Source organism: Paraliobacillus sp. X-1268 (assembly GCF_003426095.1).
Lineage (GTDB): Bacteria > Bacillota > Bacilli > Bacillales > Amphibacillaceae > Paraliobacillus_A > Paraliobacillus_A zengyii.
In genome coordinates, this window is record NZ_QJSK01000015.1 from 1 (window position 1) to 24,085 (window position 24,085).

A 24,085-nucleotide genomic window follows, 5' to 3' on the forward strand; every position below is an offset into this window, starting at 1 on the left:
TTACTCACCCGTCCGCCGCTCAATCCATAAGCTTCACCCCGAAGGGATTCACTTATTTCATGCGCTCGACTTGCATGTATTAGGCACGCCGCCAGCGTTCGTCCTGAGCCAAGATCAAACTCTCCATGAAATGCGAGCTTGCTGCTCAAATACTTAACTAGCTTGTTGTTTCTACTTACTTAACATACTGTGTGTTTCGTTCAGTTTTCAAAGATCAATTTGTTTATGTCGTTTTGACGACGAAATATAATATACCATGCATATGAAAAAGTGTCAATACTTTTTCATGAATTAAATTCAAATACATATTGTTTAGTTATAACGTGTCGAACTGACAACAAGAGATAATATAGCATAGACAAGCACATCGTGCAATAGTTTATTTTAAAAAGATAAGATAATTAAAGATGTAAACTTACTACTAATCATTCCATTTAAGGTTTTGAGGTACATACTTCAATACTTCTTGTTCATTTGCAACACGTTTAAACAATTGAAAAAGTACCTTATATCGATCTGCCATTGCTTTTCGAACTAACTGATCCATACGGTGATCTTCCATATCAAATATTAATTCTTCAAGTTCTCGTTTAATTAAATATTCTATCTCATTTTGTTCCATATCGTTTATAAGCATGCCTATCATATACATTCCTCATTTCTTAATCACAGTTGTATGTTCATTATTTCTCTTTTTTATTAGATTTCAAACCTTTTCTATTCATATTGAGTAAATCTATTCATAAAATATAGCAAGTCCCATAAAAGGAGATTAAATAATGAACTATTTCTTTATAGTTAAGTTAAAAAGAATTAAACGGGTTGGTTTATTAGTTTTTTTAGCTCTTTTCACTGCTTTATTTTTATGGATTGAATCTGAAAGTGATTTTTCTGTATTCTCAACAAAGGATAATCCAGCCGCTTTAAGTAAAGGAGACCCAAATGATTCCTCTATTGCACTAACTTTTAATATAAGTTGGGGGAGCGAAATGGTTGAACCTACACTTGAAAAATTAAAAGCGCATGATGTCAAAGCAACCTTTTTTATAATTGGGGAATGGGCGGAACACCATCCAGACTTGCTTGAGAAGATTGAAGCCGATGGTCATGAGGTCGGCATGATGGGATATCGATATAAAAGCTATCTTCAACAGGATATAGAAGAAGTTAGAAAGGATCTTGCAAAAGCAAGCGAAATATTTACAGTATTAGGGTATCCAGACTTGTCCTTATTACGTACACCAAGTGGCCACCTAAATGAAGAAGTATTGGAGCTTGCTGAGAACCAAGGATATGATGTTATTCAGTGGAATATAAATCCACGTGATTGGGAAAACCCCGGTACCGATAAAATTATTGATCACGTCATGACAAATACCGATAATGGCGATATTATTCTTTTAAATGCATCTGATTCTGTTAAGCAAACACCTGATGCATTAGAAACAATTCTCCCAGGATTGAAAGAAAAGGGTTTTTCCTTTGTTACCATTTCCGAAATAATTACAAGAGCAAAAGCACTTAATGAAGAGGTCGATTAACCATATTATTTCATTACCATCTATATCTTTTCACAGTCATCTTTTAGCATACATAAAATTTTAATCTATCCTCATATTAAAGGTAAGAAAGATGTTAGAGAGGATATTAGAGCAATGATTAAAAAAATATGTATGCTAAGTTTCACTACCTTGTTTATCCTTTCCGCTTGTGGAGGGAATGGCGAAACTTCTGGTAGCAATCAGGAAACGTATGATACCACAAAAAAAATGGTGACAGATATATTAAAAACAGATGAAGGTAAAAAGGCCATTACAGATGTCTTAGCCGACGAAGAAATGCAGAAAACGTATGTTATTGAGTCACAAGTACTAGAGGATGCCATATCAGAAGCACTAACCTCTGATAAAGGAAAGGAATTTTGGAACAAAATGTTCTCTGATCAAAAATTTGTTGAAGGCTTTGCCCAATCAATGATTGATCAACAAGAAGCTGTTATAAAAGGCTTAATGAGCGATCCAGAATACCAAAAGAAAATGCTTGAGTTACTGGCAAATCCAGAAATGGAAAAGCAAATAACAACTGTACTAAAGGGGCAACAATTCAGAGAACATTTACAAGAAACAATACAAGAAACGATGAACTCTCCTTTATTTAAAGCAGAAATGACTGATGTTATTTTAAAAGCGGCTGAGGAAATGAAAGCATCAGAAAGTAAAGGAGGAGCTGCGTCAGAGTCAGAAGAAGGCAGTGGATAAAAAGCCCAAAAAAGAGCACTCAAAAAATATGGATACCAACTAAATAGTTGGTATCCATATTTACTGCATCAAAATTTTTCTATAATATGCGAAGCAATCTCTGCATAGACTTTAGCTATAGGATGATCCGCTTGGTATATCGATGAATGAGAGCCTTCTTCATGGTAAGGTTGAGCTAACGAAAGCTGACCGATTAACTCTGTATCAAGTTGGTCAGCTAACTTTTGTCCGCCACCTTGTCCAAATACATACTCACGTTCACCAGTCACCTTGCTCTCAAAATAGGACATGTTTTCAATTACACCAATAATATCATGATTGGTATCAATAGCCATTTGGCCCGCGCGAGCCGCTACAAAAGCTGCTGTTGGATGAGGAGTAGTCACTATTATTTCTTTTGATTCCGGAAGCATACCATGCAATGATAATGCAACATCTCCAGTTCCTGGCGGAAGATCAAGTAACAAGTAATCTAAATCATCCCATTCTACCTCTGTAAAAAAGCTCTTGAGCATTTTACCTAAACGAGGACCACGCCAAATAACAGGAGAATTATCTTCAACAAAAAATCCCATTGAGATCATTTGTACTCCAAAACGTTCAACTGGTACAATGCGATTTCCTTTTAATGTTGGTCGCTTTTCTACACCCATCATATCTGGAATACTAAACCCATAAATATCTGCGTCAATAATGCCGACTTTCTTACCTAATTCGGCTAAAGCAACTGCTGTATTAACTGTGACAGTCGATTTACCGACGCCACCCTTTCCACTCGCTATAGCTAAAAACTTTGTTTTTGTGTTCCCGCTTAATAATGTTAGCGCTGATTCATCTTGTGGTTGGAATTTTTCTATCACTTCATCAGGTAGTTGAGAGAAACGTAAGCCCACTGTTCTTACACCAGCTTCTTTAAGTATCTTAACAACTTCCTGTTGCAATTGCATTTGCTCAGCTGTGTTTGGTTTAGCAATAGCTATCTTAATACTAATATGTTCCTTTTCCTCTTTAACTATAACTTCAACAACTCCACCGGTTTCTGCTAATGTTCTATGTAAAAATGGATCTTTGACTGGATCTAATTTTTCTATCACTTGTTCTTTGGTTAACAAAATGACACCGCCCTTTCGCAAAAGTCAGTACTCTTTAATACATTATAACATATTGATAGGGAGATGAGATAACGTAGTTCTATTTGTCTATTCACTCTCAACTGTAAGATAATTTAAAATCCCTTCATAAATGCTGGCTGCCATTTTCGTTTGATAAGCTTGTGTTTTTAACAATTCTCTTTCATGCGTGTTAGATAAGAATCCTATTTCTACTAAAGCACCAGGTTGTTCTGTATGCTTTAACAAATACATACCATTTAAAGCCAATGCTTCTCGATTTGTATTTTCTAAATTTCGTTTAATTTCACTTTGTATATTCTTTGCTAGGCTCTTACTTTTTTCATTAGTTGGATAATAAAATGATTGCGCACCTGACCATTCTGTGGAAGGGATTGCATTTAAATGAATGCTCACAAAGAAGTCCGGATCTTTTTCTTCAATAAACGCCACTCTATTTTTTATATCTTCTACTTTACGTCGTGCTATACCATTTGTATCATCAGCAGCCAAGTCACGATCAGTTTCTCTTGTTATATATACCAATGCACCTGATTGCTGCAGATAATCACGTAATTTTTTAGTTACAGTTAAGGTAATATCCTTTTCTAATGTTTCATCAGCTCCAACAGCACCACCATCGACTCCACCATGACCAGGGTCTAAAACAATAACTTGACCAGCCATGGGAAGTGACCAAGAATCCCATGAATCTGTTGATTGCTGAATAGGATACTGAATTAAAATTACCAACAAAATGGCACCACTTATCCATAAGATTACCTTACTTACTTGATTCATCTGTCTACCTCCCCATAACGATAACTCTCTTATTCTTCACTATATGGGACAAGGTCTAGATTTATACCAGCTTAGTCTCACCGTTTACAAATAATAGATTTCTAAACCCTTGCACATGGTAAAATATAGGTTTATAATAAATTTGTAGAACTTGCTCAATAATTCACATTGTTAAAGGAGGATGTTCATGAAAGCAGTCGTTGTAAGTAAAGACAACAATAAGTTAGTAGAAGTTAGCGAAGTAGACATTGAATACTGCGGAGTTTGTCATACGGACTTACATGTAGCTAAAGGTGATTTTGGCGATGTACAGGGTCGTATTCTTGGACATGAAGGTGTTGGAATTGTTAAAGAGGTCGCTTCTGATGTTATACGTCTATAAAGCCAGGTGATCGTGTTAGTATTGCATGGTTTTTTGAAGGATGTGGACATTGTGAATACTGTGTAACAGGTGAAGAGACATTTTGTAGAGAAGTTAAAAATGCTGGCTACAGTGTTGATGGTGCAATGGCAGAACAATGCATTGTAACAGCTGATTATGCCGTTAAAGTTCCAAATGGTTTAGATCCTAAGCAAGCCACTAGTATTATTTGTGCCGGGGTTACTACCTATAAAGCAATTAAAGTTGCAGATGTGGCGCCAGGTGAATGGATAGTTATTTATGGCGTCGGGGGATTGGGTAATTTAGCTGTACAATACGCAAAAAAAGTATTTAATGCACACGTTATTGCAGTTGATGTAAATGATGATAAATTAGCTTTGGCAAAAGAAGTTGGTGCTGATTTAATCTTCAATTCTAAAAAAGAAGGGGATCCCGCAGAATGGATTCAACAAGAAATAAGAGGTGCTCATGCTGCGGTGGTAACTGCCGTATCCAAGGTTGCATTTAATGCTGCTGTTAATTCTGTTCGCCCTACCTCTAAAGTTGTTGCAGTAGGACTTCCATCAGAAACAATGGACTTAGCAATTGTTAAAACCGTTTTAGATGGTATACAAGTAATCGGTTCCTTGGTTGGGACAAGAAAAGATTTAGAAGAAGCCTTTATGTTTGGTGCTGAAGAAAAAGTCATCCCGGTTGTCCAAGCACGTCCACTTGCAGATATTAATGACATATTTAAAGAAATGGAATCTGGAACTATTCAGGGAAGAATGGTGCTAGACTTAAAGAACTAATTTTATGCTAAAAACAAAAGCCCTCTTTCCAATATAGGAAATAGGGCTTTTTGATAAAATTAACGTTTTGAGAACTGTGGTGCGCGACGTGCGCCTTTAAGACCATACTTCTTACGTTCCTTCATGCGAGAATCACGAGTTAAGAATCCAGCGCTCTTTAGTACAGCGCGATATTCTGGATCTGCTTCTAACAACGCACGTGAAACACCGTGACGAATTGCTCCAGCTTGACCAGTGAAACCTCCACCATGAACATTTACTAAAACATCATAAGTTCCTTCAGTTTCTGTTGAAGCTAAAGGTTGCTTAATAATTGTACGTAATGTTTCGTATGGGAAGTAGTCTTCCGCATCACGTTTGTTTACGATGATACGTCCAGTTCCTGGAACTAAACGTACACGAGCAGTTGAACTTTTACGTCGACCGGTACCGTAGTATTGTACTTGTGCCACTATTCATTACCTCCTTTTAATTAACCGCGAAGTTGATATACTTCTGGTTGTTGTGCTTGATGAGTATGTTCTGAACCTCTGAATACATGTAATTTCTTGTTCATGTTACGACCAAGGCTACCTTTTGGAAGCATTCCTTTTACCGTAAGCTCTAACATTTGTTCTGGATATTTAGTTCGCATTTCGTCTGCATTACGAGACTTTAATCCACCTGGGTGATTAGAATGACGGTAGTACATCTTGTCATTTAATTTATTACCAGTTAAGTGAATTTTCTCTGCGTTTATAATGATGACATGGTCACCAGAATCAACATGCGGTGTGTATGTTACTTTATGCTTGCCGCGAAGTAAAGTAGCTACTTCACTCGCTAAACGACCAAGTGTTTGACCTTCTGCATCAACTACAAGCCATTTGCGTTCTACATCCTTTACATTTTCCATGAAAGTGCGCATTATGGGTTAACCTCCTAATATATATATTTACCTATTGATATTACGTTTCATTTGCTATTGCTAGCTTGATTTGATCTTATATTCTACACAACTAACTTCCGGGGCCAATCGTGGATTAGAAATAAAATGCCATAAATCATCATATAACAACTAGTGCCTAAAGTCAATAGCTGTTCAACCGGTTCCGTTGTTTTTTTAACAAAAATTTTTTTCAGATGATTTTTGTGCTAAAAACTGATGCGATCGGACGAAGCCACAAATCCTACATCTGCGCTTTCAACTACTGAAGTCTATGAGACAATAACATTTACAAAAGAATATAACAGATATAAATCACTCTAGATATCTTACTCTCCATAAATATAGTCCATTTGGAGGGGCAGTTATACCCGCCTTCTCGCGACTTTTACTTTCAATCATTTCCTTCATTTCTTCAGGCCGATGTACACCCTTACCAATCCCAATCAATGTTCCTACTAATATCCGAACCATATTATATAAAAAACCACTTCCTCTGAAAATGAACGTGATTTGATCGCCTTGTTGCTCACAAGTAACTTGGTAAACTGTTCGAATTTTGCTACCTTTTAGGTCTGTTTTTGCTGAACAAAATGCTGAGAAATCATGTTCCCCTTCTATCCATTGACATGCTTCTTGCATAGCTCTTACATCTAACTTATCTTTAACATGTAAAATATGATTTCTTTTAAATAAATCAGGTTCTGGGCTATTTAAAACCAAATAACGGTATTCTTTTGAAACGGAATCATATCGCGCATGGAAATTATTATCTACTTCTTTTACAGAATTAATGTGAATATCATCCGGCAACAGAGTGTTGAGTGCTCTTTTCCAATTATCAGATGGAATCGATAAAAAGGTATCAAAGTGAAAGACTTGTCCCACAGCATGGACGCCGGCATCGGTTCTTCCAGAAGAAGTAATTTGCACTGCTGTCCCTTTGTGCATCAACTTAAGTGCATCTTGTATTTTTGCTTGGATCGCTATCCCATTTGTTTGAATTTGATAACCAGCATAATTTGTCCCATCATAACTTACGACACACATAATTCGTTTCATTTTATTACTCCTTTAATTTCTTAACAAAAATAAGATAACTATCACAAGGGCAAATACGATCATGGATAAGATATCTCGTTTTTCAATCTTTAATTCTCTTAGTTTTGTTCGACCCTCACCGCCACGGTATCCACGGGCCTCCATTGCCATTGCTAATTCTTCTGCACGCTTAAAGGCACTAACGAATAAAGGGACAAGTAAAGGTACAATTGCTTGTATCCTATCTTTAACTGGGCCCGTCCTAAAATCCACACCCCTGGAAGCCTGGGCTTTTGAGATCTTCTCTGTCTCCTGCATGAGAGTAGGAATAAATCGTAATGAAATTGACATCATTAAAGCTAATTCATGAACAGGGAATTTAATCTTGTTTAATGGGTGTAATAAACTTTCGATTGCATCAGTTATTTCTATAGGTGTAGTTGTTAAAGTTAATAGTGAAGTTACCAATATAAGTAAAATAAACCGGAAAGAAATAGCAGTTCCTTGAGTAACCGCGCCACTATAAATAGGATAAGAAAAGACCTCGAAAAGAACAGATCCTTCTTTTGTAACAATTAAATGTAGGATAAATGTAAATATAACTAAAAACCAAACAGGTGTCAGGCCTTTTATAATAAACGGCAACCTTATTTTTGTAGCGACTGCAGCACTAACCGCAAATGCAATTAACCATGCATAACTTTCAATAGAATTCGCAAAAAACACGAAAATAACAAATAGAAAAATCATCATAATTTTTGTTCGTGGATCTAGTCGATGTATCATTGAATTACTGGGTACATACTGTCCTATTAGAAATGCATTATTCAATTTATACATCTCCTTTCAGACAATTCTTGATTTCGACAGCTAGTTCTTCCATCGTTTGTTTATGATATGGAATGGAAAGATCAAACTTTTCATTCATTTCTCTCAAAAAATGTATTATCTCTGGCAAGTCTAACTGAACCATTTGCAATTTATCCTTTTGTACAAACACCTCGTTAGGTATGCCTTCCATGTACTTCTTACCGTGGTCTAATATAATAACAGAATCAGCATAATGCAAAGCATCTTCCATGCTATGCGTCACTAAAACAGTTGTTAATTTCTTATTATGATGCAAGTTATGGAACATTTCCATCATATCTTTTTGTCCTCTTGGATCTAAGCCTGCAGTTGGTTCATCTAAAACAAGAACTTCCGGATTCATAGCCAACACACCAGCAATTGCTACACGTCTCATCTGACCGCCACTAAGTTCAAATGGGGACCGTTTTAAAATATCCATTGGTAGCTGAACAGCATGCATCACTTCAGGTATACGATTAGTAATCTCAATGGGGGAAACACCAAAATTTTTCGGTCCGAAAGCTATATCCTTCTCTACAGTTTCTTCAAATAATTGGTGCTCAGGATACTGAAATACTACCCCTACTTTTCTGCGCAAGTCTTTCATTTCTTTTAATTTCACGCCTGGCTTCAACGAATATGGTCCGATGGTTACTTCGCCTTTAGTTGGTCGAACTAGTCCATTAAGATGTTGAATTAAAGTCGATTTTCCTGATCCCGTATGGCCAACAATCGCTACAAATTGGCCTTTAGGTATATGAAAGGATAAGTTTTGTATGGCGTGGTGTTCAAACGGTGTATTTGGTTGGTATGTATAACTCACTGCTTTGAATGATATATCCATAATTCCTCAAGTAACTCCTCTAGGTTTAGTGGTTGTTTTTCTAAAAGAACATCTATCTTTTCTAATTCATTTGCAACTTTTGCTACCAACGGAATATCTAATCCAATTGCTTTCAAAGCATCCTCTTTTTCGAATACTTCTCTTGGCGTCGCTTCTAACCATACTTCTCCTTCATTCATAACAATAACTCGATCAGCTTGGGTGATTTCATTCAAGTCATGCGTGATTGTTATCAATGACAGCTGTTGTTGATTTTTGACTTCATTTATCGTATTCATTATTTCTTTTCTTCCTTTAGGATCTAGCATAGCCGTTGCTTCATCTAGAATAATCACTTCTGGAGATATTGCAAGTACACTTGCAATCGCAACACGTTGCTTTTGTCCTCCCGACAGACGGTGCGGTTCATGCAGCATATAATCTATCATTCCTACTGCATTTAAACTATTGTCTATTTGACTTATCATTTTTTGACGTTCAAAACCTCTATTTTCCAAACCAAATGCAACATCATCTCTAACTGTAGTGCCAACAAACTGGTTATCTGGATTTTGGAAAACCATTCCTACACTTTTACGTACATCCCAAATTGATTCTTCTGTTACTGGAATACCATGAACAATAATTTGACCTTCATTAGGAAATAATAAACCATTCATCAGCTTAGCAATTGTAGATTTCCCAGAACCGTTGTGACCAATAATGGCTACCCACTCATCTGCCGGTATTTTAAAGCTAACATTCTTTAAAACCCAGGCACCCTCGTCTCCATAACGAAAAGAGACATTTCTAAATTCAATACTCTTCTTATTCATTTAAGTTCCTCCGTCAATAGTACAAATTATTTCCCCGGAAATGAAGGAAGTGAGGTTAAACTGTCATATGACAGTTTAAAATTGCTATTCATGTCATCTACCGCAAACAATCTCTTCAAATAACTATAGTATCATATTTCGAAGTAGAGAAATACGGTGTATACAAAATTCCAGATACCGTTAGTTAATAAAAAAGCGCCGTTTGGCTACCCTAGTTAGGTGAAGTCAACGGCGTTTTTCTAATCTGTATTTTCAAAATCACTTCATTTATTTAACGAGCAAAAAAGGGCTTGGATTAACCTCGTGGAGAGATTCTATCCTGCCCTTCACCTTCTTTATCAAGTCTATACTAACTCAATAATTGCTGTTTTTGCACCGTCACCACGACGCGCTCCCAATTTCAAAACACGTGTATATCCGCCTTGACGTTCTTCATAACGAGTTGCGATATCATTAAAAAGCTTATGCACTGCATCTTCATTATCCGCCGTTTTAGAACCATATAAATAAGCTGCTGCTTGACGACGAGCATGTAAATCGCCGCGTTTTCCAAGCGTAATCATCTTTTCTACTACAGAACGAAGATCTTTCGCTTTCGCTTCTGTTGTTTCTATACGTTCATGAATAATCAAGTCAGTAGCAAGATTTCGAAGTAATGCTAAACGCACATCTGTTGTGCGGCCTAGTTTTCTAGCCATGGATTATCCCTCCCTTTTTCGGAATGTCTCAAGGTGTTATAAGATTAATCTTCTTTACGTAATCCTAAACCTAAATCTTCTAATTTGTGTTTCACTTCTTCAAGTGATTTACGCCCTAAGTTACGAACTTTCATCATATCATCTTCTGATTTATTCGCAAGTTCTTGAACAGAGTTTATGCCTGCACGTTTTAAGCAGTTGTAAGAACGCACGGATAAATCAAGCTCTTCAATTGTCATTTCTAATACTTTTTCTTTTTGATCTTCTTCTTTTTCGATCATGATTTCAGCATTTTGAGCTTCATCAGTTAAGCTTACAAATACATTTAAATGCTCTGTATAGATTTTAGCACCTAAAGAAACTGCTTCTTCCGGTCGAATACTTCCATCTGTCCAAACATCTAATGTCAATTTATCAAAATTAGTAATTTGACCTACGCGTGTATTTTCAACTTGATACGTCACACCAGAAACAGGTGTGAAAATAGAATCAACTGGAATAACACCAATAGGTTGATCATCATGATTATTTGATTCAGCAGGACGATAACCGCGACCACGTTCAGCAGTCATTTTCATATGCAATGCAGCATTACTTCCCAATGTAGCGATATGAAGATCAGGATTCAATATTTCAACATCACTATCATACGTAATATCTGCAGCTGTAACTACTCCTTCACCTTGCACATCTATCTCTAATGTTTTTTCTTCCTCAGAGTAGATTTTTAAAGCAAGCTTTTTAAGGTTAAGAACAATGGTTGTTACGTCTTCTACAACGCCTTCAATAGTTGAAAACTCATGAAGTGCTCCATCAATTTGCACGGATGTTACAGCAGCACCCGGAAGTGAGGATAATAGAATGCGACGTAAGGAGTTTCCTAGTGTAGTTCCATATCCACGTTCTAATGGCTCTACAACAAATTTTCCAAATGTAGCGTCATCACTGATCTCTACTGTTTCAATCCTTGGCTTTTCAATTTCGATCATTAATAAAAACCCTCCTTCAAACGTCGAAACCCCGGTTAGACATTTGTCTAACCGAAATTCCCCAGGTAGGCAGTTCCCGTTTCTGCACTATGTCAATTCGTATACTTTAAGTCTGTCTGATGCGATGCTGCTTTAGAACGGTCAAAATTAACTTGATACCCTTAATTTGGTCTTTCTACTTTAAGCCATCATAACCCATTATAGACAGGCTGACAAATTCTATACGGATAAATTTAAACGCGACGACGTTTAGGTGGGCGACAACCATTATGAGGAACTGGTGTTACATCAACAATGGCAGTAACTTCTATACCTGCTGCTTGTAGTGAACGGATTGCTGCTTCACGTCCTGCACCAGGACCTTTAACCGTTACTTCTAACGTTTTAACGCCATTATCTTGTGCAGTTTTAGCAGCTGCTTCAGCCGCCATCTGTGCAGCAAATGGTGTTGATTTACGTGACCCTTTAAAACCAAGTGAACCAGCACTACTCCATCCAAGAGAATTACCTTGAACATCAGTAATTGTTACAATTGTATTGTTAAATGTAGAGCGAATATGAGCTATACCACTCTCAACATTCTTTTTCACGCGTTTTTTACGTGTATTAGATTTACGGACCATTTGAATTACAAACCTCCTTTATTATTTATTTCTTTTTATTAGCCATTGTTTTACGTGGACCTTTACGTGTACGAGAATTATTCTTCGTTTTCTGTCCGCGTACTGGTAAGCCACGACGGTGACGAAGTCCTCGATATGAACCAATCTCGATTAAACGTTTAATGTTCAATGAAACTTCACGACGAAGGTCACCTTCTACTGTATAATTGTCAATTGCTGTACGTATTTTAGTTAACTCATCTTCAGTTAAATCACGAACACGAGTATCTTCTGATACGCCAGCTTCTTTTAAAACATCTTTTGCAGTAGTTTTACCGATTCCAAATACATAAGTTAAAGAAATTACTACACGTTTTTCACGTGGAATATCAATACCTGCAATACGTGCCATAAGCGCTGTGCACCTCCTTATTGTTAACCTTGTTTTTGTTTATGTTTAGGGTTTTCACAAATTACCATAACTTTTCCGTTGCGACGAATAACTTTACATTTTTCGCACATTGGTTTTACAGATGGTCTTACCTTCATCATCCATACCTCCTCTTGTATCGGAGCCTATCATTTATTTATAACGGTACGTAATACGCCCTCTAGTTAAATCATATGGAGAAAGTTCAACCGTTACTTTGTCTCCAGGTAAAATTCGAATGAAATGCATACGAATCTTACCAGAAACGTGAGCTAAAACGGTGTGACCATTCTCTAATTCAACTTTAAACATTGCATTCGGTAATGTGTCAGTAACAGTACCTTCTACTTCAATTGCATCGTCTTTCGCCATCGAGTTGATCTCCCTTCTTCAAATCAGTCACTACTTCATTGACAAATTTTGATATAGCAAAACGCAGCTTACCATTTGTAACGCGACCAGTTTCTAGAAGGCTGTTTTGGACTTCTGGAGAAATAAAACTCATTGGTATTACATGATTAAGATTTTTCTTTTTAGGACTATCAAATTTTCTTTTTTCTCCATCCGCAAGCAAGACAAAACGATCATCCACAATGTTAATGACAATTGCATATTGGCCTGCTTCTCGCCCTTGCATAATTTGAACAACTTGACCTATCTCAGGACGCGACTCCGTATCATTCAAACATGATCACCTTCACTTAGGTTTTAAATTTGTTAGTAAAATAACTAACTTTTATAACACAAAATATATAATCAAAACGAGGATATATTTTACCATGTTTTGTGACTACCGTCCAATTATCCGCAAAAGATGTTAACTGACTTATTCCCGTATTTTATAGTTTCTTCAACACGAGTCTTATCTGGGTCCATTGTGGGTCTTTTTAGTGGACTGTAAAATCAATCATCAGGCAACGTTTAATTATAAACGTTCTATCCTATCTCATGTAAATTACAGTAACCATTTGCTCCACATGTGCCTGAAAATTACATGCGATATATTGGAAAGGTGGGCACCTGGTTTTGCTTGTTCAAGACATAATTTTGTAATTAGTCTTTTATTATATTACTAACGATAGGTTATATCTAGTTGCTAATTCATAGTTGTTTTATCGTTTTATTGCAAGTATCCACTTGAATGAATTGACGCAAACATTACCACGAAAATCATTATACTCTTTTACCAAGATAAATGCATCATTTGATACAAGTCAGACAGAGCAATATGCTATTTTCGTGGTACTTTGCTAAATAACTTATGACAATGCCATAAGTTTATGATCAATATCTTCAAATACTTTTGAAATTTCTTGTAAACCATCAATGGAGACAAGATATCCTTTGTCATGATAGAAGTCTAACATTGGTTGTGTTTGCTGTACATTTACTTCTAACCGTTTTGAGACAGTTTCTGGACGATCATCTTCCCGTTGAATTAATGTTGCACCATCATTGTCACATAAACCTTCATTTTGAGGAGGATTAAAGTCGACATGATAGGTAGCGCCACATGTTGGACAAATTCTTCGACCAGTTAAACGTTCGATTAATTTATCCTGTGGTACATCAACATGTAATACAAAGTCTAATGAACGTTTCATTTCACTAAGTAGGTTATCCAATGCTTCTGCTTGCGCAATTGTTCTTGGAAAACCATCCAAAAGAAATCCTTTGTCACAATCAGGCTTACTTAAACGTTCACGAACTATACCAATAGTAACTTCATCTGGAACTAATTCACCCTGATCCATAAATGATTTTGCTTCTTTTCCGAGGTCAGTTCCTTCTTTAATTGCTAATCGAAACATATCTCCGGTTGAAATATGAGGGACCTGATATTTTTCTACTATCTTATCAGCCTGTGTACCTTTACCAGCACCAGGAAGACCCATTAGAATTAAATTCATTGTAATTCCCCTCGCTCTCATTTCTTTACGATCACAATGTTCATTACTTAATAAATCCCTTGTAATGACGTTTTACCAGTTGACTTTCTAACTGTTTCATTGTTTGAAGAGCTACCCCAACAACAATTAGTAAGCTTGTTCCACCAATTTGAATAGCCTGTGGTAAGTTAGCGATACTACCTAAAACTAATGGTAATACTGCTACCGCAGCAAGAAAGATAGAACCAACAAATGTAAGACGATATAGAACACGTGTCAAATACGTCTCCGTATTTGTACCTGGACGTATTCCTGGGATATATCCACCTTGCTTTTTAAGATTTTCAGCCATTTGTTCTGGATTAACCTGAACAAATGAGTAGAAATAAGTAAAAGCAATGATTAAGGCTACATATATAACCATACCAATAGGCTGCGTATAATCAAAAATCGTTTCAATTGTTCCTGCAACGTTACCATCAAAGAAACCTGCGATAGTTCGTGGTGCCATGATAAATGATACTGCAAAAATAACTGGTATTACTCCAGCGGCATTTACTTTTAACGGTAGATGCGTAGAGTGTCCACCAACAGGTGAACGATTAACTAAACGCTTAGCATATTGGATTGGAATTTTCCGTAATGCTTGTTGAATATAAATTACTCCAACTGTTACCGCAAGTACAACTAAAGCAATCAACGTAACAATTACAATATTAATGAATAGGTCGTCACCGACGTTACCACCAAAGTATTGTTCGAAAAGTTGGTTGACACCATTTGGTATTGCAGCGACAATTCCCGCAAATATAATAATGGAAATACCATTTCCAACACCATTTGCAGTAATTTGTTCTCCAAGCCACATTAAGAAAGCTGTTCCACTGGTCAACACGATAGCGATAACCAAGAATTTACCTACACCAGGGTTCGAAATCAATTCTCCCCCACTCATTGCATTAAATCCAATCGACATAGCGATTGCTTGGATAAAAGCAAGAACGATTGTTGCATAACGAGTGAATTGAGCTAACTTACGTCGCCCAACTTCACCTTGTTTCTTCCACTCAGTGAATTTCGGGACTACATCCATTTGCAATAATTGCATAATGATGGAGGCAGTAATGTAAGGCATAATTCCCATTGCTAAAATAGAAAAGTTTTGCAATGCCCCGCCACCAAATGTATTTAAGAACCCGAAAACACTTTGTTGGTCATTCATAAATTCAATTGCATCACGATTTGAGAACGGAACAGGAATAAATGTTCCTAATCGGAAAACTATAAGCATCAATAGTGTAAAAACAATCTTACTTCGAATCTCTTTCACACGAAAAAAATTGGAGATTGCACGAAACATTAGATCACCTCAGTTTTACCGCCCGCTGCCTCAATAGCTTCTTTTGCAGAAGTAGAGAACTTGTGAGCTTTTACAATAAGTTTCTTTTCCATTTTGCCATTTCCAAGAACTTTAATGCCGGCTTTTAACTTGCTAACTGTACCAGTTTCAAGTAATAGTTCGGGTGTTACTTCTGTACCTTCTTCAAATCTATTTAGTGTTTCTAAATTAACAATCGCATATTCTGTACGATGGATATTAGTGAATCCTCGTTTTGGTAAGCGTTGGAATAATGGCATTTGTCCACCTTCAAAACCTAAGCGAACTCCACCACCTGAACGAGCTTTTTGACCTTTATGTCCGCGTCCAGATGTTTTTCCGTTACCAGAGGACATTCCACGACCTACACGATTACGCTCTTTACGAGCTTGTGCTGGTTTTAATTCATGAAGTTTCATGCGAGCACCTCCTCTTTACGCTAATATATTATACTTCTACTTCTTTGACCGCTATCAGATGTGATATTCTATTAATCATGCCTCGAGTCGCAGGCGTATCTTCACGGACAACAGATTGACGAATTTTTCTTAAACCCAATGTTTTAACAGTTGCTTTTTGAACTTCAGATCTGCCGATGACACTGCGCGTGAGGGTAATTTCTAACTTTTTAGCCATTTTATTTCCCCCCCTTATCCTAACAGTTCTTCTACTGATTTACCACGTAGTTTTGCTACGTCTTCTGCGCGTTTTAAATTTTCAAGACCACTAATTGTTGCACGAACCATGTTAATTGGTGTGTTTGTTCCTAGTGATTTAGAAAGGATATCACCAACACCAGCTAATTCAAGTACAGCACGAACAGGTCCACCAGCAATAACTCCAGTACCTTCACTTGCTGGTTTTAAAAGAATACTACCAGCACCAAATTTACCAGTAATTTCATGAGGAATTGTAGTTCCTACAATCGGTACTGTAATAAGGTTTTTCTTCGCATCATCAATAGCTTTTTTAATTGCTTCTGGTACTTCTTGCGCCTTACCTGTTCCAAAACCAACATGTCCGTTCTTATCTCCGATAACAACTAATGCTGCAAAACGGAAACGACGTCCACCTTTTACTACTTTAGCTACACGGTTAATTGTTACTACGCGTTCTTCTAAGTCTAATTTATTCGGGTCGATATTAGTAAGCAATATATGTCCCTCCTTTTACTTTTAAAATTCAAGACCTGCCTCACGGGCAGCATCTGCTAATGCTTTAACACGTCCGTGATATAAATATCCTCCACGGTCATAAACCACAACTTTGTGGCCTTGTTCTTTAGCGCGTGTTGCGATTAGTTCTCCAACTTTTTTTGCAGCTTCTACGTTGCCAGTAGCATCGCCAGTAAAGTCATTATCTACTGTTGAAGCACTTGCTAATGTGACACCATTTGCATCATCAATTAGTTGAGCATAGATATGTTTATTAGAACGAAATACATTTAAACGAGGACGTTCCGCAGTACCAAAAAGGTTCTTACGAACACGGTAATGTCTTTTTTTACGTATTCCATTTTTGTTTGGTTTCGTAATCATCTAGGTCACTCCTTTCTGTTGCCTATCTAACCAGTCTTCTTAAGTCGGTTAAATTAATTATTTCGCTGTTTTACCTTCTTTACGACGTACATGTTCACCAGCATAACGAATTCCTTTACCTTTATATGGCTCAGGTGGGCGAATTGCACGAATGTTTGCTGCAACAGCTCCAACTAGTTCTTTATCGATACCTTTGATAATAACTTTTGTATTAGCAGGTACTTCGATTTCAATACCTTCAATATGTTCGATCTCTACTGGGTGAGAGTAACCTGCGTTCATAATAAGTTTGTCTCCTTGTTTCTGAGCACGATAACCTACACCTTGGATTTCAAGTGTCTTTTCAAAACCTGCGTGTACACCGTCAACCATGTTGCCAATAAGGCTACGTGTTGTACCATGTAATGCACGGTGATCTTTGTGATCACTTGGGCGTTCAACTGTTAATACGTTATTTTCAATCTTGATTGTCATATCCTCATGGAACTGACGAGTTAATTCTCCCTTAGGACCCTTTACAGTTACAAGGTTGTTGTCATTTTTAATTTCAACACCTTCAGGAATTTCTAATATTTTTAGGCCTATACGTGACATTTGTAGGGCACCTCCTATCTTGTTAAAATATAATTACCAAACGTATGCTAGCACTTCGCCGCCAATCGACTGTTCGCGTGCTTCTTTATCCGATAATATGCCTTTTGAAGTCGATACGATCGCGATGCCTAGACCATTTAATACTTTAGGAATTTCATCTGATTTCGCATATACGCGTAATCCTGGTTTACTAATACGTTTTAGTCCAGTAATAACACGTTGTTCACTGTTGCTATATTTCAAGAAAATACGAAGTACTCCTTGTTTACTATCTTCAATATATTCATAATCACGAACAAAGCCCTCACGTTTTAAAATATCCGCAATATCTTTTTTAAGTTTTGATGCAGGAAGCTCTAGCTTCTCATGGCGAACCATGTTTGCATTACGAATACGAGTTAACATATCTGCAATTGGATCAGTCATAACCATTATTTATTACCTCCTTCCCTAATAGGGGTTTACCAACTTGCTTTTTTGACACCAGGAATTTGACCCTTATGGGCAAGTTCACGGAAACAAATACGACAAAGTTTGAACTTACGAAGAACCGAGTGCGGTCGTCCACAACGTTCACAACGTGTGTACTCTTGTACTTGAAACTTCTGTGTGCGTTTTTGTTTCGCAATCATAGATTTTTTAGCCACAATTTTCCCTCCTTGCATTAGCTTTAACGCTTATTTTTGGAAAGGCATGCCAAGCTGAGTTAATAATTCGCGCGATTCTTCGTCAGTGTTAGCAGTTGTAACAATAACAATATCCATACCACGAATTTTACTTACTTGATCATAGTTTATCTCTGGGAAAATCAATTGCTCTTTTACGCCAAGCGTATAGTTTCCACGACCATCAAAAGATTTATTAGAAATACCACGGAAATCACGTACACGTGGAAGTGATACATCAATAAGCTTTTGTAGGAATTCGTACATACGTGCTCCGCGAAGGGTTACTTTAGCCCCGATAGGCATTCCTTCACGCAAGCGAAAACCAGCAATTGATTTTTTAGCCTTTGTTATTAATGGTCGTTGTCCTGATAGAAGCGCTAATTCTTCTACTGCGCTATCTAGCGCTTTAGAATTTTGCGTTGCATCGCCAACTCCCATATTGATTACGATTTTATCAACTTTCGGTACTTCCATAACAGAGTCGTAGTTGAATTTTTCAATTAATGATGAAACGATATCGTTTTGATATTTGTTCTTTAGTTCGTTCATCGAGTAGCCCTCCTTTCGTCGATAATTTAGTTATCTAACGCTTCACCGGATTTTTTAGCGATACGAACTTTCTTTCCGTCACGTTCTTCATATCCTACTCGAGTAGGCTCGCCGGATTTCGGATCAATCGGTAATACATTAGAAACATGGATTGATGCTTCATAGTTTAAGATTCCGCCCTGTGGATTATCTTGTGAAGGTTTTGCGTGTTTCTTAATAATATTAATCCCTTCAACAAGTACTCGATCCTTTTTAGGAAATGCAACAAGAACAGTACCTTGTTTGCCTTTATCTTTACCAGAAATTACTTGTACTTTATCACCTTTTTTTACATGCATGCTAGACGCACCTCCTTACAAGGCTTTTCATTAAGAACTTTTAATTAATTAAAAACAAGTAGCTAGATACGTTGTCTTCTCACGTTAACGACGTATCACAGCATTACGTATTTTCAATGACTTTATAATACCTCTGGAGCTAGAGATACAATTTTCATAAACTTCGCATCACGTAATTCACGTGCTACAGGTCCAAAGATACGAGTTCCACGAGGACTTTTATCCTCACGAACAATTACTGCTGCGTTCTCATCAAAACGGATATATGAGCCATCTTTACGACGAGCCCCTGTTTTCGTACGAACGATAACAGCTCTCACAACTTCACCTTTTTTGACAACACCACCTGGCGTTGCATGTTTCACCGTACACACGATAACATCACCAATATTAGCAGTCTTACGACCAGAGCCACCAAGTACTTTAATAGTTAGTACTTCACGTGCACCAGAATTGTCTGCAACTTTTAAACGAGTCTCTTGCTGAATCATACTGTTGTTACCTCCCTTCGGAATCAATCCGAGCGAATTTCACTTAAATTAAATAATAACGGCTTCTTCCACTACTTCAATTAGACGGAATCGTTTTGTTGCAGATAATGGACGAGTTTCCATGATAGTTACTACATCACCAGTTTTAGCCTGATTATTTTCATCATGTGTTTTCATTTTTTTAGAGTATTTCACACGTTTTCCATAAAGCTTATGGAATTTATAAGTTTCTACTAATACAGTGATCGTTTTGTCCATTTTATCTGAAACAACACGACCAGTGTAAACTTTACGATTATTACGCTCAGTCATTTGAGGTTAACCTCCTCTCGGTTTTACTAATTATTTACGCTTAGTTCTCTTTCACGTACGACAGTTTTCATTCGAGCAATGGATTTACGAACCTCACGAAGACGTGCAGTGTTTTCCAATTGTCCTGTAGCTAACTGAAAACGTAAGTTAAAGAGTTCTTCTTTTAATGACTTGATCTTTTGTTCAATTTCGGCAGTGGTTAGTTCTCTGATTTCATTAGCCTTCATTGATTTCACCACCAATTTCTTCGCGTTTTACAAACTTAGTTTTAATAGGTAATTTATGAGATGCAAGACGTAGTGCTTCACGCGCTACTTCTTCAGATACTCCAGCGATTTCAAACATGATCTTACCTGGTTTAACAACTGCAACCCATCCTTCAGGTGCACCTTTACCAGAACCCATTCGAACTTCTAGAGGTTTTGCTGTGTAAGGTTTGTCTGGGAAAATCTTAATCCAAACTTTTCCTCCACGTTTCATGTAACGAGTCATTGCAATACGAGCAGCCTCAATTTGACGACTTGTAATCCAAGAAGCGTCGAGAGCTTGCAATCCGTATTCACCAAAAGTGATTGATGTACCACCTTTTGCTTTACCCTTCATTTTACCACGGTGTTGCTTACGATGTTTTACACGTTTAGGCATTAACATAATGCGTGCCCCCTTCCTTACTTTTTGTTTTTAGTTGGAAGGACTTCTCCACGATAGATCCACACTTTAACACCAAGTTTACCATAAGTAGTATCTGCTTCTGCAGTACCGTAGTCAATATCGGCGCGTAATGTGTGTAGTGGTACAGTTCCTTCACTATAGCTTTCCGCACGTGCGATATCCGCTCCACCTAAACGGCCGGATACTTGTGTACGAATACCTTTTGCTCCAAGACGCATTGCACGTTGAATTACTTGCTTTTGTGCGCGACGGAATGAAACACGGTTTTCTAATTGTTTTGCAATATTTTCAGCGACAAGTTTCGCATCCATATCTGCTTTTTTAATTTCTACGATGTTAATGTGAACTTTTTTACCAGTAAGAGTATTCAAAGATTTACGTAGTGCTTCTACCTCTGAACCACCTTTACCGATAACCATTCCTGGTTTTGCAGTTGAAATGGAGATGTTCACGCGGTTTGCTGCACGTTCAATTTCAATCTTAGAAATCGCAGCGTCTTTTAGTCTTTGTTCAACATATTCACGAATTTTAATATCTTCATGTAATAAGTCTGCATAATCTTTACCGGCGTACCACTTGGATTCCCAATCACGGATTACACCGACACGAAGTCCTATCGGATTAACTTTTTGACCCACAGATTATCCCTCCTTCTTTTCTGATACAACCACGGTAATGTGGCTTGTTCTTTTATTGATTTGACTTGCACGACCCATTGCACGTGGACGGAAACGTTTCAAAGTAACGCCTTCGTTTACATATGCTTCTGATACATATAAGTTATCAATGTTCATTTCATAGTTATGTTCTGCATTAGCAATCGCAGAATTAAGTGCTTTTTCAACAACAGGTGAAGCGCCACGTTGTGTGTGCTTTAATATTGCAATGGCTTCTCCAACATCTTTTCCTCGAATTAAATCAATTACCAAACGAACTTTACGAGGAGCAATTCGAACAGTTTTTGCAACGGCTTTAGCTTGAACTTGCATCAAGAGTGCCTCCTCTCATTTAGCGTTTTGTTTTCTTGTCATCGCCAGCATGCCCTCTGAATGAGCGGGATGGAGCGAATTCACCTAATTTGTGTCCAACCATATCTTCTGTAACATATACCGGCACATGTTTACGTCCGTCATAGACAGCGATAGTGTGTCCTACAAAGTTTGGGAAAATAGTAGAGCGTCGCGACCAAGTTTTTATTACTTGTTTTTTGTCATCTTCATTTAATTTTTCAACTTTCTTCATCAAATGATCGTCTACGAAAGGTCCTTTTTTTAAACTACGACCCATACATAAACCTCCCTTCGTGATTGGTGGACGGGTTTCACCCGTCGTTCAATCCCGTTATTTTTTACGTTTACGTACAATAAACTTACTTGATGGCTTGTTGCGTTTACGCGTTTTGTAACCAAGAGTTGGTTTACCCCAAGGAGACATTGGCGATTTACGTCCGATTGGTGCGCGTCCTTCACCACCACCGTGTGGGTGATCGTTAGGGTTCATTACAGAACCACGAACTGTAGGGCGAATACCTTTCCAACGAGAACGTCCAGCTTTACCTACGTTAATAAGTTCATGCTCTAGATTTCCAACTTGACCAATTGTAGCTCGACAAGTTCCTAGTACTAGGCGTACTTCGCCTGATGATAAACGTACAAGAACATATTTATCTTCACGACCTAAAATCTGAGCTTGAGACCCCGCAGAACGAGCAAGTTGTCCTCCACGTCCAGGTTTCAACTCTACATTATGAATAACCGTACCAATCGGGATACTCATAAGCGGTAATGCATTACCTGATTTGATATCTGCATCAGGACCAGAAACAACATTTGTTCCTACTTCCAATCCTTTTGGAGCTAAGATATAACGTTTTTCTCCATCTGCATAGTGAATTAAAGCGATGTTAGCAGTACGGTTTGGATCGTATTCGATCGTAGCAACGCGGCCTGGTATACCATCTTTTTCACGTTTGAAATCAATAATACGGTATTTACGTTTGTGTCCTCCACCTTGATGACGAACAGTTAGTTTACCTTGGTTATTTCTTCCACCACGTTTAAATAGTGGGCTAAGCAATGTTTTTTCCGGCTCAGTTGCTGTAATTTCAGCAAAGTCAGAACCTGACATTCCTCGTCTACCATTTGAAGTTGGTTTATACTTCTTAATTGCCATCTTTTTTCCCTCCTTCTTTTATAGCGTTATATTAAACACTTTCGAAAAATTCTAGTTCTTTGCTGTCTTCAGATAACTGAATAACTGCTTTCTTGCGATCCGAACGATAACCACCGTATTTACCCATACGCTTAAATTTACCTTTAAGGTTCGCTGTATTTACTCCTACAACTTTAACTCCAAAGATTAATTCGATTGCATGTTTGATTTCAGTTTTATTCGCTTTCGGATTTACTTCAAACGTATATTTCTTTTCAGCCATAAGATCTGAAGAGTGTTCTGTAATAACCGGGCGCTTAATAATATCACGTGGGTCCTTCATTATGCAAGCACCTCCCCTGCTTTTTCTGCTGCATCTTTAGTCAAGATCAGCTTGTCATGCGTAAGCAAGTCTATTACATTAACTTCGCTTACAGGTAAAACTTTTGCATTTGGTAGGTTGTTTGCAGAACGTGCAACTACTTCATCTTTATCTGCTGTTACAATTAAAACTTTTGTATCAACTTTTAAAACATTTAGTAGATTTACAAACTCTTTTGTTTTAGGTGCATTGAATGCCAATCCTTCTAAAACAATCAGACTATCTTCTTTCACTTTAGAAGAAAGTGCTGAACGAAGAGCTAAACGACGAACTTTTTTAGGTAATTTATAGCTATAGCTACGCGGCGTTGGTCCAAATACTACTCCACCACCAACCCATTGTGGTGCACGAATAGTACCTTGACGAGCACGTCCTGTACCTTTTTGGCGCCATGGCTTACGGCCACCGCCTCTTACTGCTGAACGATTCTTTACAGCGTGTGTACCTTGACGGCGAGATGCTTGTTGCATTACTACCGCATCATGTAACACGTGTTCGTTTGGCTCAATACCAAACACTGCATCGTTTATTTCTATATCGCCTACTTGCGATCCACTTTGGTTATATAGTGCTACTTTAGGCATGA

Annotated in this window: 39 protein-coding genes, 1 rRNA gene and 1 pseudogene; 3 read left to right on the forward strand and 38 right to left on the reverse strand. The window is 37.5% G+C overall.

Annotated features, from left to right (window positions below; genetic code table 11):
* Together D2K62_RS13950 and D2K62_RS13955 are read right to left on the reverse strand one after the other, a co-directional pair.
* Nucleotides 1-130 (reverse strand): 16S ribosomal RNA (locus D2K62_RS13950); the annotation flags it as partial.
* Between the two features lie 291 nt (nt 131-421).
* Nucleotides 422-646 carry a hypothetical protein gene (locus D2K62_RS13955; RefSeq protein ID WP_112179343.1) on the reverse strand — a complete coding sequence of 75 codons (225 nt, stop codon included), beginning with the start codon at nt 644-646 and terminating at the stop codon, nt 422-424.
* Between the two features lie 133 nt (nt 647-779).
* Between D2K62_RS13955 and pdaB the strand changes: the two genes are divergently transcribed.
* Together pdaB and gerD are read left to right on the forward strand one after the other, a co-directional pair.
* Nucleotides 780-1,541, forward strand: coding sequence for a polysaccharide deacetylase family sporulation protein PdaB (gene pdaB / locus D2K62_RS13960; RefSeq protein WP_112179341.1), 762 nt, complete (start codon nt 780-782; stop codon nt 1,539-1,541).
* A gap of 114 nt (nt 1,542-1,655) precedes the next feature.
* On the forward strand, nt 1,656-2,258 hold the full coding sequence (gene gerD / locus D2K62_RS13965; protein ID WP_117161624.1) for a spore germination lipoprotein GerD: 603 nt from the start codon (nt 1,656-1,658) through the stop codon (nt 2,256-2,258).
* Between the two features lie 68 nt (nt 2,259-2,326).
* Here gerD and D2K62_RS13970 read toward each other — a convergent pair whose 3' ends face one another.
* Nucleotides 2,327-3,370 carry an Mrp/NBP35 family ATP-binding protein gene (locus tag D2K62_RS13970; RefSeq protein WP_117161632.1) on the reverse strand — a complete coding sequence of 348 codons (1,044 nt, stop codon included), beginning with the start codon at nt 3,368-3,370 and terminating at the stop codon, nt 2,327-2,329.
* Nucleotides 3,371-3,457: 87 nt separating this feature from the next.
* On the reverse strand, nt 3,458-4,168 hold the full coding sequence (cwlD, locus tag D2K62_RS13975; RefSeq protein WP_117161625.1) for an N-acetylmuramoyl-L-alanine amidase CwlD: 711 nt from the start codon (nt 4,166-4,168) through the stop codon (nt 3,458-3,460).
* A gap of 187 nt (nt 4,169-4,355) precedes the next feature.
* On the opposite strand from cwlD, the pseudogene adhP reads away from it, so the two are divergent.
* A pseudogene (gene adhP / locus D2K62_RS13980) lies at nt 4,356-5,341 on the forward strand (alcohol dehydrogenase AdhP).
* Between the two features lie 59 nt (nt 5,342-5,400).
* Here the strand turns inward: adhP and rpsI are convergent.
* The 34 genes from rpsI to rplD form a co-directional block, all read right to left on the reverse strand.
* Nucleotides 5,401-5,793 (reverse strand): 30S ribosomal protein S9, encoded by a 393-nt coding sequence (rpsI, locus tag D2K62_RS13985; RefSeq protein ID WP_112179334.1) that lies wholly within the window; start codon nt 5,791-5,793, stop codon nt 5,401-5,403.
* Nucleotides 5,794-5,813: 20 nt separating this feature from the next.
* The gene (gene rplM, locus D2K62_RS13990) at nt 5,814-6,248 is read right to left on the reverse strand and encodes a 50S ribosomal protein L13 (RefSeq protein WP_157967387.1); all 435 of its coding nucleotides are present in this window, start codon (nt 6,246-6,248) and stop codon (nt 5,814-5,816) included.
* A gap of 333 nt (nt 6,249-6,581) precedes the next feature.
* Nucleotides 6,582-7,328 carry a tRNA pseudouridine(38-40) synthase TruA gene (gene truA, locus D2K62_RS13995; protein ID WP_112179331.1) on the reverse strand — a complete coding sequence of 249 codons (747 nt, stop codon included), beginning with the start codon at nt 7,326-7,328 and terminating at the stop codon, nt 6,582-6,584.
* Between the two features lie 12 nt (nt 7,329-7,340).
* Entirely contained in the window at nt 7,341-8,138 is a 798-nt protein-coding gene (locus D2K62_RS14000) for an energy-coupling factor transporter transmembrane component T family protein (protein ID WP_112179330.1), read from the reverse strand.
* 1 nt (nt 8,139) lies between these two features.
* On the reverse strand, nt 8,140-9,003 hold the full coding sequence (locus D2K62_RS14005; RefSeq protein WP_112179328.1) for an energy-coupling factor ABC transporter ATP-binding protein: 864 nt from the start codon (nt 9,001-9,003) through the stop codon (nt 8,140-8,142).
* Nucleotides 8,979-9,818, reverse strand: coding sequence for an energy-coupling factor ABC transporter ATP-binding protein (locus D2K62_RS14010; RefSeq protein WP_112179327.1), 840 nt, complete (start codon nt 9,816-9,818; stop codon nt 8,979-8,981). The genes D2K62_RS14005 and D2K62_RS14010 overlap by 25 nt, the downstream gene beginning before the upstream one ends.
* 344 nt (nt 9,819-10,162) lie before the next feature.
* A complete protein-coding gene (rplQ, locus tag D2K62_RS14015; protein ID WP_112179325.1) occupies nt 10,163-10,516 on the reverse strand; it encodes a 50S ribosomal protein L17 in 354 nt (117 codons plus the stop codon).
* 44 nt (nt 10,517-10,560) lie between these two features.
* Nucleotides 10,561-11,505 (reverse strand): DNA-directed RNA polymerase subunit alpha, encoded by a 945-nt coding sequence (locus tag D2K62_RS14020; protein ID WP_112179323.1) that lies wholly within the window; start codon nt 11,503-11,505, stop codon nt 10,561-10,563.
* A 233-nt stretch (nt 11,506-11,738) separates the two neighbouring features.
* Nucleotides 11,739-12,128, reverse strand: a complete 390-nt coding sequence (rpsK, locus tag D2K62_RS14025) for a 30S ribosomal protein S11 (RefSeq protein ID WP_112179321.1) — start codon at nt 12,126-12,128, stop codon at nt 11,739-11,741.
* A gap of 25 nt (nt 12,129-12,153) precedes the next feature.
* Nucleotides 12,154-12,519, reverse strand: a complete 366-nt coding sequence (gene rpsM / locus D2K62_RS14030; protein ID WP_112179320.1) for a 30S ribosomal protein S13 — start codon at nt 12,517-12,519, stop codon at nt 12,154-12,156.
* Nucleotides 12,520-12,542: 23 nt separating this feature from the next.
* Nucleotides 12,543-12,656, reverse strand: a complete 114-nt coding sequence (gene rpmJ, locus D2K62_RS14035) for a 50S ribosomal protein L36 (protein WP_089831635.1) — start codon at nt 12,654-12,656, stop codon at nt 12,543-12,545.
* Nucleotides 12,657-12,690: 34 nt separating this feature from the next.
* A complete protein-coding gene (gene infA / locus D2K62_RS14040) occupies nt 12,691-12,909 on the reverse strand; it encodes a translation initiation factor IF-1 (protein ID WP_003464670.1) in 219 nt (72 codons plus the stop codon).
* Nucleotides 12,887-13,222 carry a KOW domain-containing RNA-binding protein gene (locus tag D2K62_RS14045; protein WP_112179318.1) on the reverse strand — a complete coding sequence of 112 codons (336 nt, stop codon included), beginning with the start codon at nt 13,220-13,222 and terminating at the stop codon, nt 12,887-12,889. The genes infA and D2K62_RS14045 overlap by 23 nt, the downstream gene beginning before the upstream one ends.
* A gap of 574 nt (nt 13,223-13,796) precedes the next feature.
* Entirely contained in the window at nt 13,797-14,447 is a 651-nt protein-coding gene (locus D2K62_RS14050; protein WP_112179316.1) for an adenylate kinase, read from the reverse strand.
* A 43-nt stretch (nt 14,448-14,490) separates the two neighbouring features.
* Nucleotides 14,491-15,786 carry a preprotein translocase subunit SecY gene (gene secY / locus D2K62_RS14055; RefSeq protein ID WP_112179314.1) on the reverse strand — a complete coding sequence of 432 codons (1,296 nt, stop codon included), beginning with the start codon at nt 15,784-15,786 and terminating at the stop codon, nt 14,491-14,493.
* Nucleotides 15,786-16,223 (reverse strand): 50S ribosomal protein L15, encoded by a 438-nt coding sequence (rplO, locus tag D2K62_RS14060; RefSeq protein ID WP_112179312.1) that lies wholly within the window; start codon nt 16,221-16,223, stop codon nt 15,786-15,788. The genes secY and rplO overlap by 1 nt, the downstream gene beginning before the upstream one ends.
* A gap of 28 nt (nt 16,224-16,251) precedes the next feature.
* The gene (gene rpmD, locus D2K62_RS14065; protein WP_112179311.1) at nt 16,252-16,440 is read right to left on the reverse strand and encodes a 50S ribosomal protein L30; all 189 of its coding nucleotides are present in this window, start codon (nt 16,438-16,440) and stop codon (nt 16,252-16,254) included.
* Nucleotides 16,441-16,454: 14 nt separating this feature from the next.
* The gene (gene rpsE, locus D2K62_RS14070) at nt 16,455-16,958 is read right to left on the reverse strand and encodes a 30S ribosomal protein S5 (RefSeq protein ID WP_112179309.1); all 504 of its coding nucleotides are present in this window, start codon (nt 16,956-16,958) and stop codon (nt 16,455-16,457) included.
* A 21-nt stretch (nt 16,959-16,979) separates the two neighbouring features.
* On the reverse strand, nt 16,980-17,342 hold the full coding sequence (gene rplR / locus D2K62_RS14075) for a 50S ribosomal protein L18 (protein WP_112179307.1): 363 nt from the start codon (nt 17,340-17,342) through the stop codon (nt 16,980-16,982).
* Nucleotides 17,343-17,399: 57 nt separating this feature from the next.
* On the reverse strand, nt 17,400-17,936 hold the full coding sequence (gene rplF, locus D2K62_RS14080) for a 50S ribosomal protein L6 (RefSeq protein ID WP_112179305.1): 537 nt from the start codon (nt 17,934-17,936) through the stop codon (nt 17,400-17,402).
* 33 nt (nt 17,937-17,969) lie between these two features.
* On the reverse strand, nt 17,970-18,368 hold the full coding sequence (gene rpsH / locus D2K62_RS14085; RefSeq protein WP_112179304.1) for a 30S ribosomal protein S8: 399 nt from the start codon (nt 18,366-18,368) through the stop codon (nt 17,970-17,972).
* Nucleotides 18,369-18,397: 29 nt separating this feature from the next.
* On the reverse strand, nt 18,398-18,583 hold the full coding sequence (locus D2K62_RS14090) for a type Z 30S ribosomal protein S14 (protein ID WP_112179302.1): 186 nt from the start codon (nt 18,581-18,583) through the stop codon (nt 18,398-18,400).
* A 30-nt stretch (nt 18,584-18,613) separates the two neighbouring features.
* A complete protein-coding gene (gene rplE, locus D2K62_RS14095) occupies nt 18,614-19,153 on the reverse strand; it encodes a 50S ribosomal protein L5 (protein WP_112179299.1) in 540 nt (179 codons plus the stop codon).
* A 26-nt stretch (nt 19,154-19,179) separates the two neighbouring features.
* Nucleotides 19,180-19,491 (reverse strand): 50S ribosomal protein L24, encoded by a 312-nt coding sequence (gene rplX / locus D2K62_RS14100; protein WP_112179297.1) that lies wholly within the window; start codon nt 19,489-19,491, stop codon nt 19,180-19,182.
* Nucleotides 19,492-19,613: 122 nt separating this feature from the next.
* A complete protein-coding gene (gene rplN / locus D2K62_RS14105; protein WP_112179295.1) occupies nt 19,614-19,982 on the reverse strand; it encodes a 50S ribosomal protein L14 in 369 nt (122 codons plus the stop codon).
* A gap of 48 nt (nt 19,983-20,030) precedes the next feature.
* Nucleotides 20,031-20,294 (reverse strand): 30S ribosomal protein S17, encoded by a 264-nt coding sequence (gene rpsQ, locus D2K62_RS14110; protein ID WP_112179293.1) that lies wholly within the window; start codon nt 20,292-20,294, stop codon nt 20,031-20,033.
* Nucleotides 20,295-20,320: 26 nt separating this feature from the next.
* A complete protein-coding gene (gene rpmC, locus D2K62_RS14115) occupies nt 20,321-20,521 on the reverse strand; it encodes a 50S ribosomal protein L29 (RefSeq protein ID WP_018934219.1) in 201 nt (66 codons plus the stop codon).
* On the reverse strand, nt 20,511-20,945 hold the full coding sequence (gene rplP / locus D2K62_RS14120; RefSeq protein ID WP_112179291.1) for a 50S ribosomal protein L16: 435 nt from the start codon (nt 20,943-20,945) through the stop codon (nt 20,511-20,513). Before rplP ends, rpmC begins: the two co-directional genes overlap by 11 nt.
* Nucleotides 20,946-20,962: 17 nt before the next feature.
* Nucleotides 20,963-21,604 carry a 30S ribosomal protein S3 gene (gene rpsC / locus D2K62_RS14125; protein ID WP_112179289.1) on the reverse strand — a complete coding sequence of 214 codons (642 nt, stop codon included), beginning with the start codon at nt 21,602-21,604 and terminating at the stop codon, nt 20,963-20,965.
* A 3-nt stretch (nt 21,605-21,607) separates the two neighbouring features.
* Nucleotides 21,608-21,955: a 50S ribosomal protein L22 gene (rplV, locus tag D2K62_RS14130; RefSeq protein ID WP_112179287.1), complete on the reverse strand. Its 348-nt coding sequence runs from the start codon at nt 21,953-21,955 to the stop codon at nt 21,608-21,610.
* A gap of 19 nt (nt 21,956-21,974) precedes the next feature.
* The gene (gene rpsS, locus D2K62_RS14135) at nt 21,975-22,253 is read right to left on the reverse strand and encodes a 30S ribosomal protein S19 (protein ID WP_112179285.1); all 279 of its coding nucleotides are present in this window, start codon (nt 22,251-22,253) and stop codon (nt 21,975-21,977) included.
* Between the two features lie 54 nt (nt 22,254-22,307).
* On the reverse strand, nt 22,308-23,138 hold the full coding sequence (gene rplB, locus D2K62_RS14140; protein ID WP_112179283.1) for a 50S ribosomal protein L2: 831 nt from the start codon (nt 23,136-23,138) through the stop codon (nt 22,308-22,310).
* Between the two features lie 31 nt (nt 23,139-23,169).
* A complete protein-coding gene (gene rplW, locus D2K62_RS14145; protein ID WP_112179282.1) occupies nt 23,170-23,460 on the reverse strand; it encodes a 50S ribosomal protein L23 in 291 nt (96 codons plus the stop codon).
* Nucleotides 23,460-24,083, reverse strand: coding sequence for a 50S ribosomal protein L4 (gene rplD / locus D2K62_RS14150; RefSeq protein WP_112179280.1), 624 nt, complete (start codon nt 24,081-24,083; stop codon nt 23,460-23,462). Before rplD ends, rplW begins: the two co-directional genes overlap by 1 nt.
* Nucleotides 24,084-24,085: the final 2 nt, after the last annotated feature.

What these genes read in the sequence shown, in the direction of transcription:
- gerD (WP_117161624.1), top strand. Translation starts at nt 1,656, where the DNA reads ATGATTAAAAAAATATGTATGCTAAGTTTCACTACCTTGTTTATCCTT.
- secY (WP_112179314.1), bottom strand. Translation starts at nt 15,786, where the DNA reads ATGTTTCGTGCAATCTCCAATTTTTTTCGTGTGAAAGAGATTCGAAGT.
- rplD (WP_112179280.1), bottom strand. Translation starts at nt 24,083, where the DNA reads ATGCCTAAAGTAGCACTATATAACCAAAGTGGATCGCAAGTAGGCGAT.
- truA (WP_112179331.1), bottom strand. Translation starts at nt 7,328, where the DNA reads ATGAAACGAATTATGTGTGTCGTAAGTTATGATGGGACAAATTATGCT.
- rplB (WP_112179283.1), bottom strand. Translation starts at nt 23,138, where the DNA reads ATGGCAATTAAGAAGTATAAACCAACTTCAAATGGTAGACGAGGAATG.
- rpsM (WP_112179320.1), bottom strand. Translation starts at nt 12,519, where the DNA reads ATGGCACGTATTGCAGGTATTGATATTCCACGTGAAAAACGTGTAGTA.
- rplR (WP_112179307.1), bottom strand. Translation starts at nt 17,342, where the DNA reads ATGATTACGAAACCAAACAAAAATGGAATACGTAAAAAAAGACATTAC.
- pdaB (WP_112179341.1), top strand. Translation starts at nt 780, where the DNA reads ATGAACTATTTCTTTATAGTTAAGTTAAAAAGAATTAAACGGGTTGGT.
- D2K62_RS14010 (WP_112179327.1), bottom strand. Translation starts at nt 9,818, where the DNA reads ATGAATAAGAAGAGTATTGAATTTAGAAATGTCTCTTTTCGTTATGGA.
- rplN (WP_112179295.1), bottom strand. Translation starts at nt 19,982, where the DNA reads ATGATTCAGCAAGAGACTCGTTTAAAAGTTGCAGACAATTCTGGTGCA.
- D2K62_RS14005 (WP_112179328.1), bottom strand. Translation starts at nt 9,003, where the DNA reads ATGGATATATCATTCAAAGCAGTGAGTTATACATACCAACCAAATACA.
- rplO (WP_112179312.1), bottom strand. Translation starts at nt 16,223, where the DNA reads ATGAAACTTCATGAATTAAAACCAGCACAAGCTCGTAAAGAGCGTAAT.
- D2K62_RS14020 (WP_112179323.1), bottom strand. Translation starts at nt 11,505, where the DNA reads ATGATCGAAATTGAAAAGCCAAGGATTGAAACAGTAGAGATCAGTGAT.
- rplF (WP_112179305.1), bottom strand. Translation starts at nt 17,936, where the DNA reads ATGTCACGTATAGGCCTAAAAATATTAGAAATTCCTGAAGGTGTTGAA.
- rpsQ (WP_112179293.1), bottom strand. Translation starts at nt 20,294, where the DNA reads ATGACTGAGCGTAATAATCGTAAAGTTTACACTGGTCGTGTTGTTTCA.
- D2K62_RS13955 (WP_112179343.1), bottom strand. Translation starts at nt 646, where the DNA reads ATGATAGGCATGCTTATAAACGATATGGAACAAAATGAGATAGAATAT.
- rplW (WP_112179282.1), bottom strand. Translation starts at nt 23,460, where the DNA reads ATGAAGGACCCACGTGATATTATTAAGCGCCCGGTTATTACAGAACAC.
- rpsK (WP_112179321.1), bottom strand. Translation starts at nt 12,128, where the DNA reads ATGGTCCGTAAATCTAATACACGTAAAAAACGCGTGAAAAAGAATGTT.
- rpsH (WP_112179304.1), bottom strand. Translation starts at nt 18,368, where the DNA reads ATGGTTATGACTGATCCAATTGCAGATATGTTAACTCGTATTCGTAAT.
- rpsS (WP_112179285.1), bottom strand. Translation starts at nt 22,253, where the DNA reads ATGGGTCGTAGTTTAAAAAAAGGACCTTTCGTAGACGATCATTTGATG.
- D2K62_RS14050 (WP_112179316.1), bottom strand. Translation starts at nt 14,447, where the DNA reads ATGAATTTAATTCTAATGGGTCTTCCTGGTGCTGGTAAAGGTACACAG.
- rplX (WP_112179297.1), bottom strand. Translation starts at nt 19,491, where the DNA reads ATGCATGTAAAAAAAGGTGATAAAGTACAAGTAATTTCTGGTAAAGAT.
- rplQ (WP_112179325.1), bottom strand. Translation starts at nt 10,516, where the DNA reads ATGGCTAGAAAACTAGGCCGCACAACAGATGTGCGTTTAGCATTACTT.
- rplV (WP_112179287.1), bottom strand. Translation starts at nt 21,955, where the DNA reads ATGCAAGTTCAAGCTAAAGCCGTTGCAAAAACTGTTCGAATTGCTCCT.
- rplE (WP_112179299.1), bottom strand. Translation starts at nt 19,153, where the DNA reads ATGAACGAACTAAAGAACAAATATCAAAACGATATCGTTTCATCATTA.
- rplM (WP_157967387.1), bottom strand. Translation starts at nt 6,248, where the DNA reads ATGCGCACTTTCATGGAAAATGTAAAGGATGTAGAACGCAAATGGCTT.
- rpmJ (WP_089831635.1), bottom strand. Translation starts at nt 12,656, where the DNA reads ATGAAGGTAAGACCATCTGTAAAACCAATGTGCGAAAAATGTAAAGTT.
- cwlD (WP_117161625.1), bottom strand. Translation starts at nt 4,168, where the DNA reads ATGAATCAAGTAAGTAAGGTAATCTTATGGATAAGTGGTGCCATTTTG.
- rplP (WP_112179291.1), bottom strand. Translation starts at nt 20,945, where the DNA reads ATGTTAATGCCTAAACGTGTAAAACATCGTAAGCAACACCGTGGTAAA.
- infA (WP_003464670.1), bottom strand. Translation starts at nt 12,909, where the DNA reads ATGGCGAAAGACGATGCAATTGAAGTAGAAGGTACTGTTACTGACACA.
- rpmC (WP_018934219.1), bottom strand. Translation starts at nt 20,521, where the DNA reads ATGAAGGCTAATGAAATCAGAGAACTAACCACTGCCGAAATTGAACAA.
- rpmD (WP_112179311.1), bottom strand. Translation starts at nt 16,440, where the DNA reads ATGGCTAAAAAGTTAGAAATTACCCTCACGCGCAGTGTCATCGGCAGA.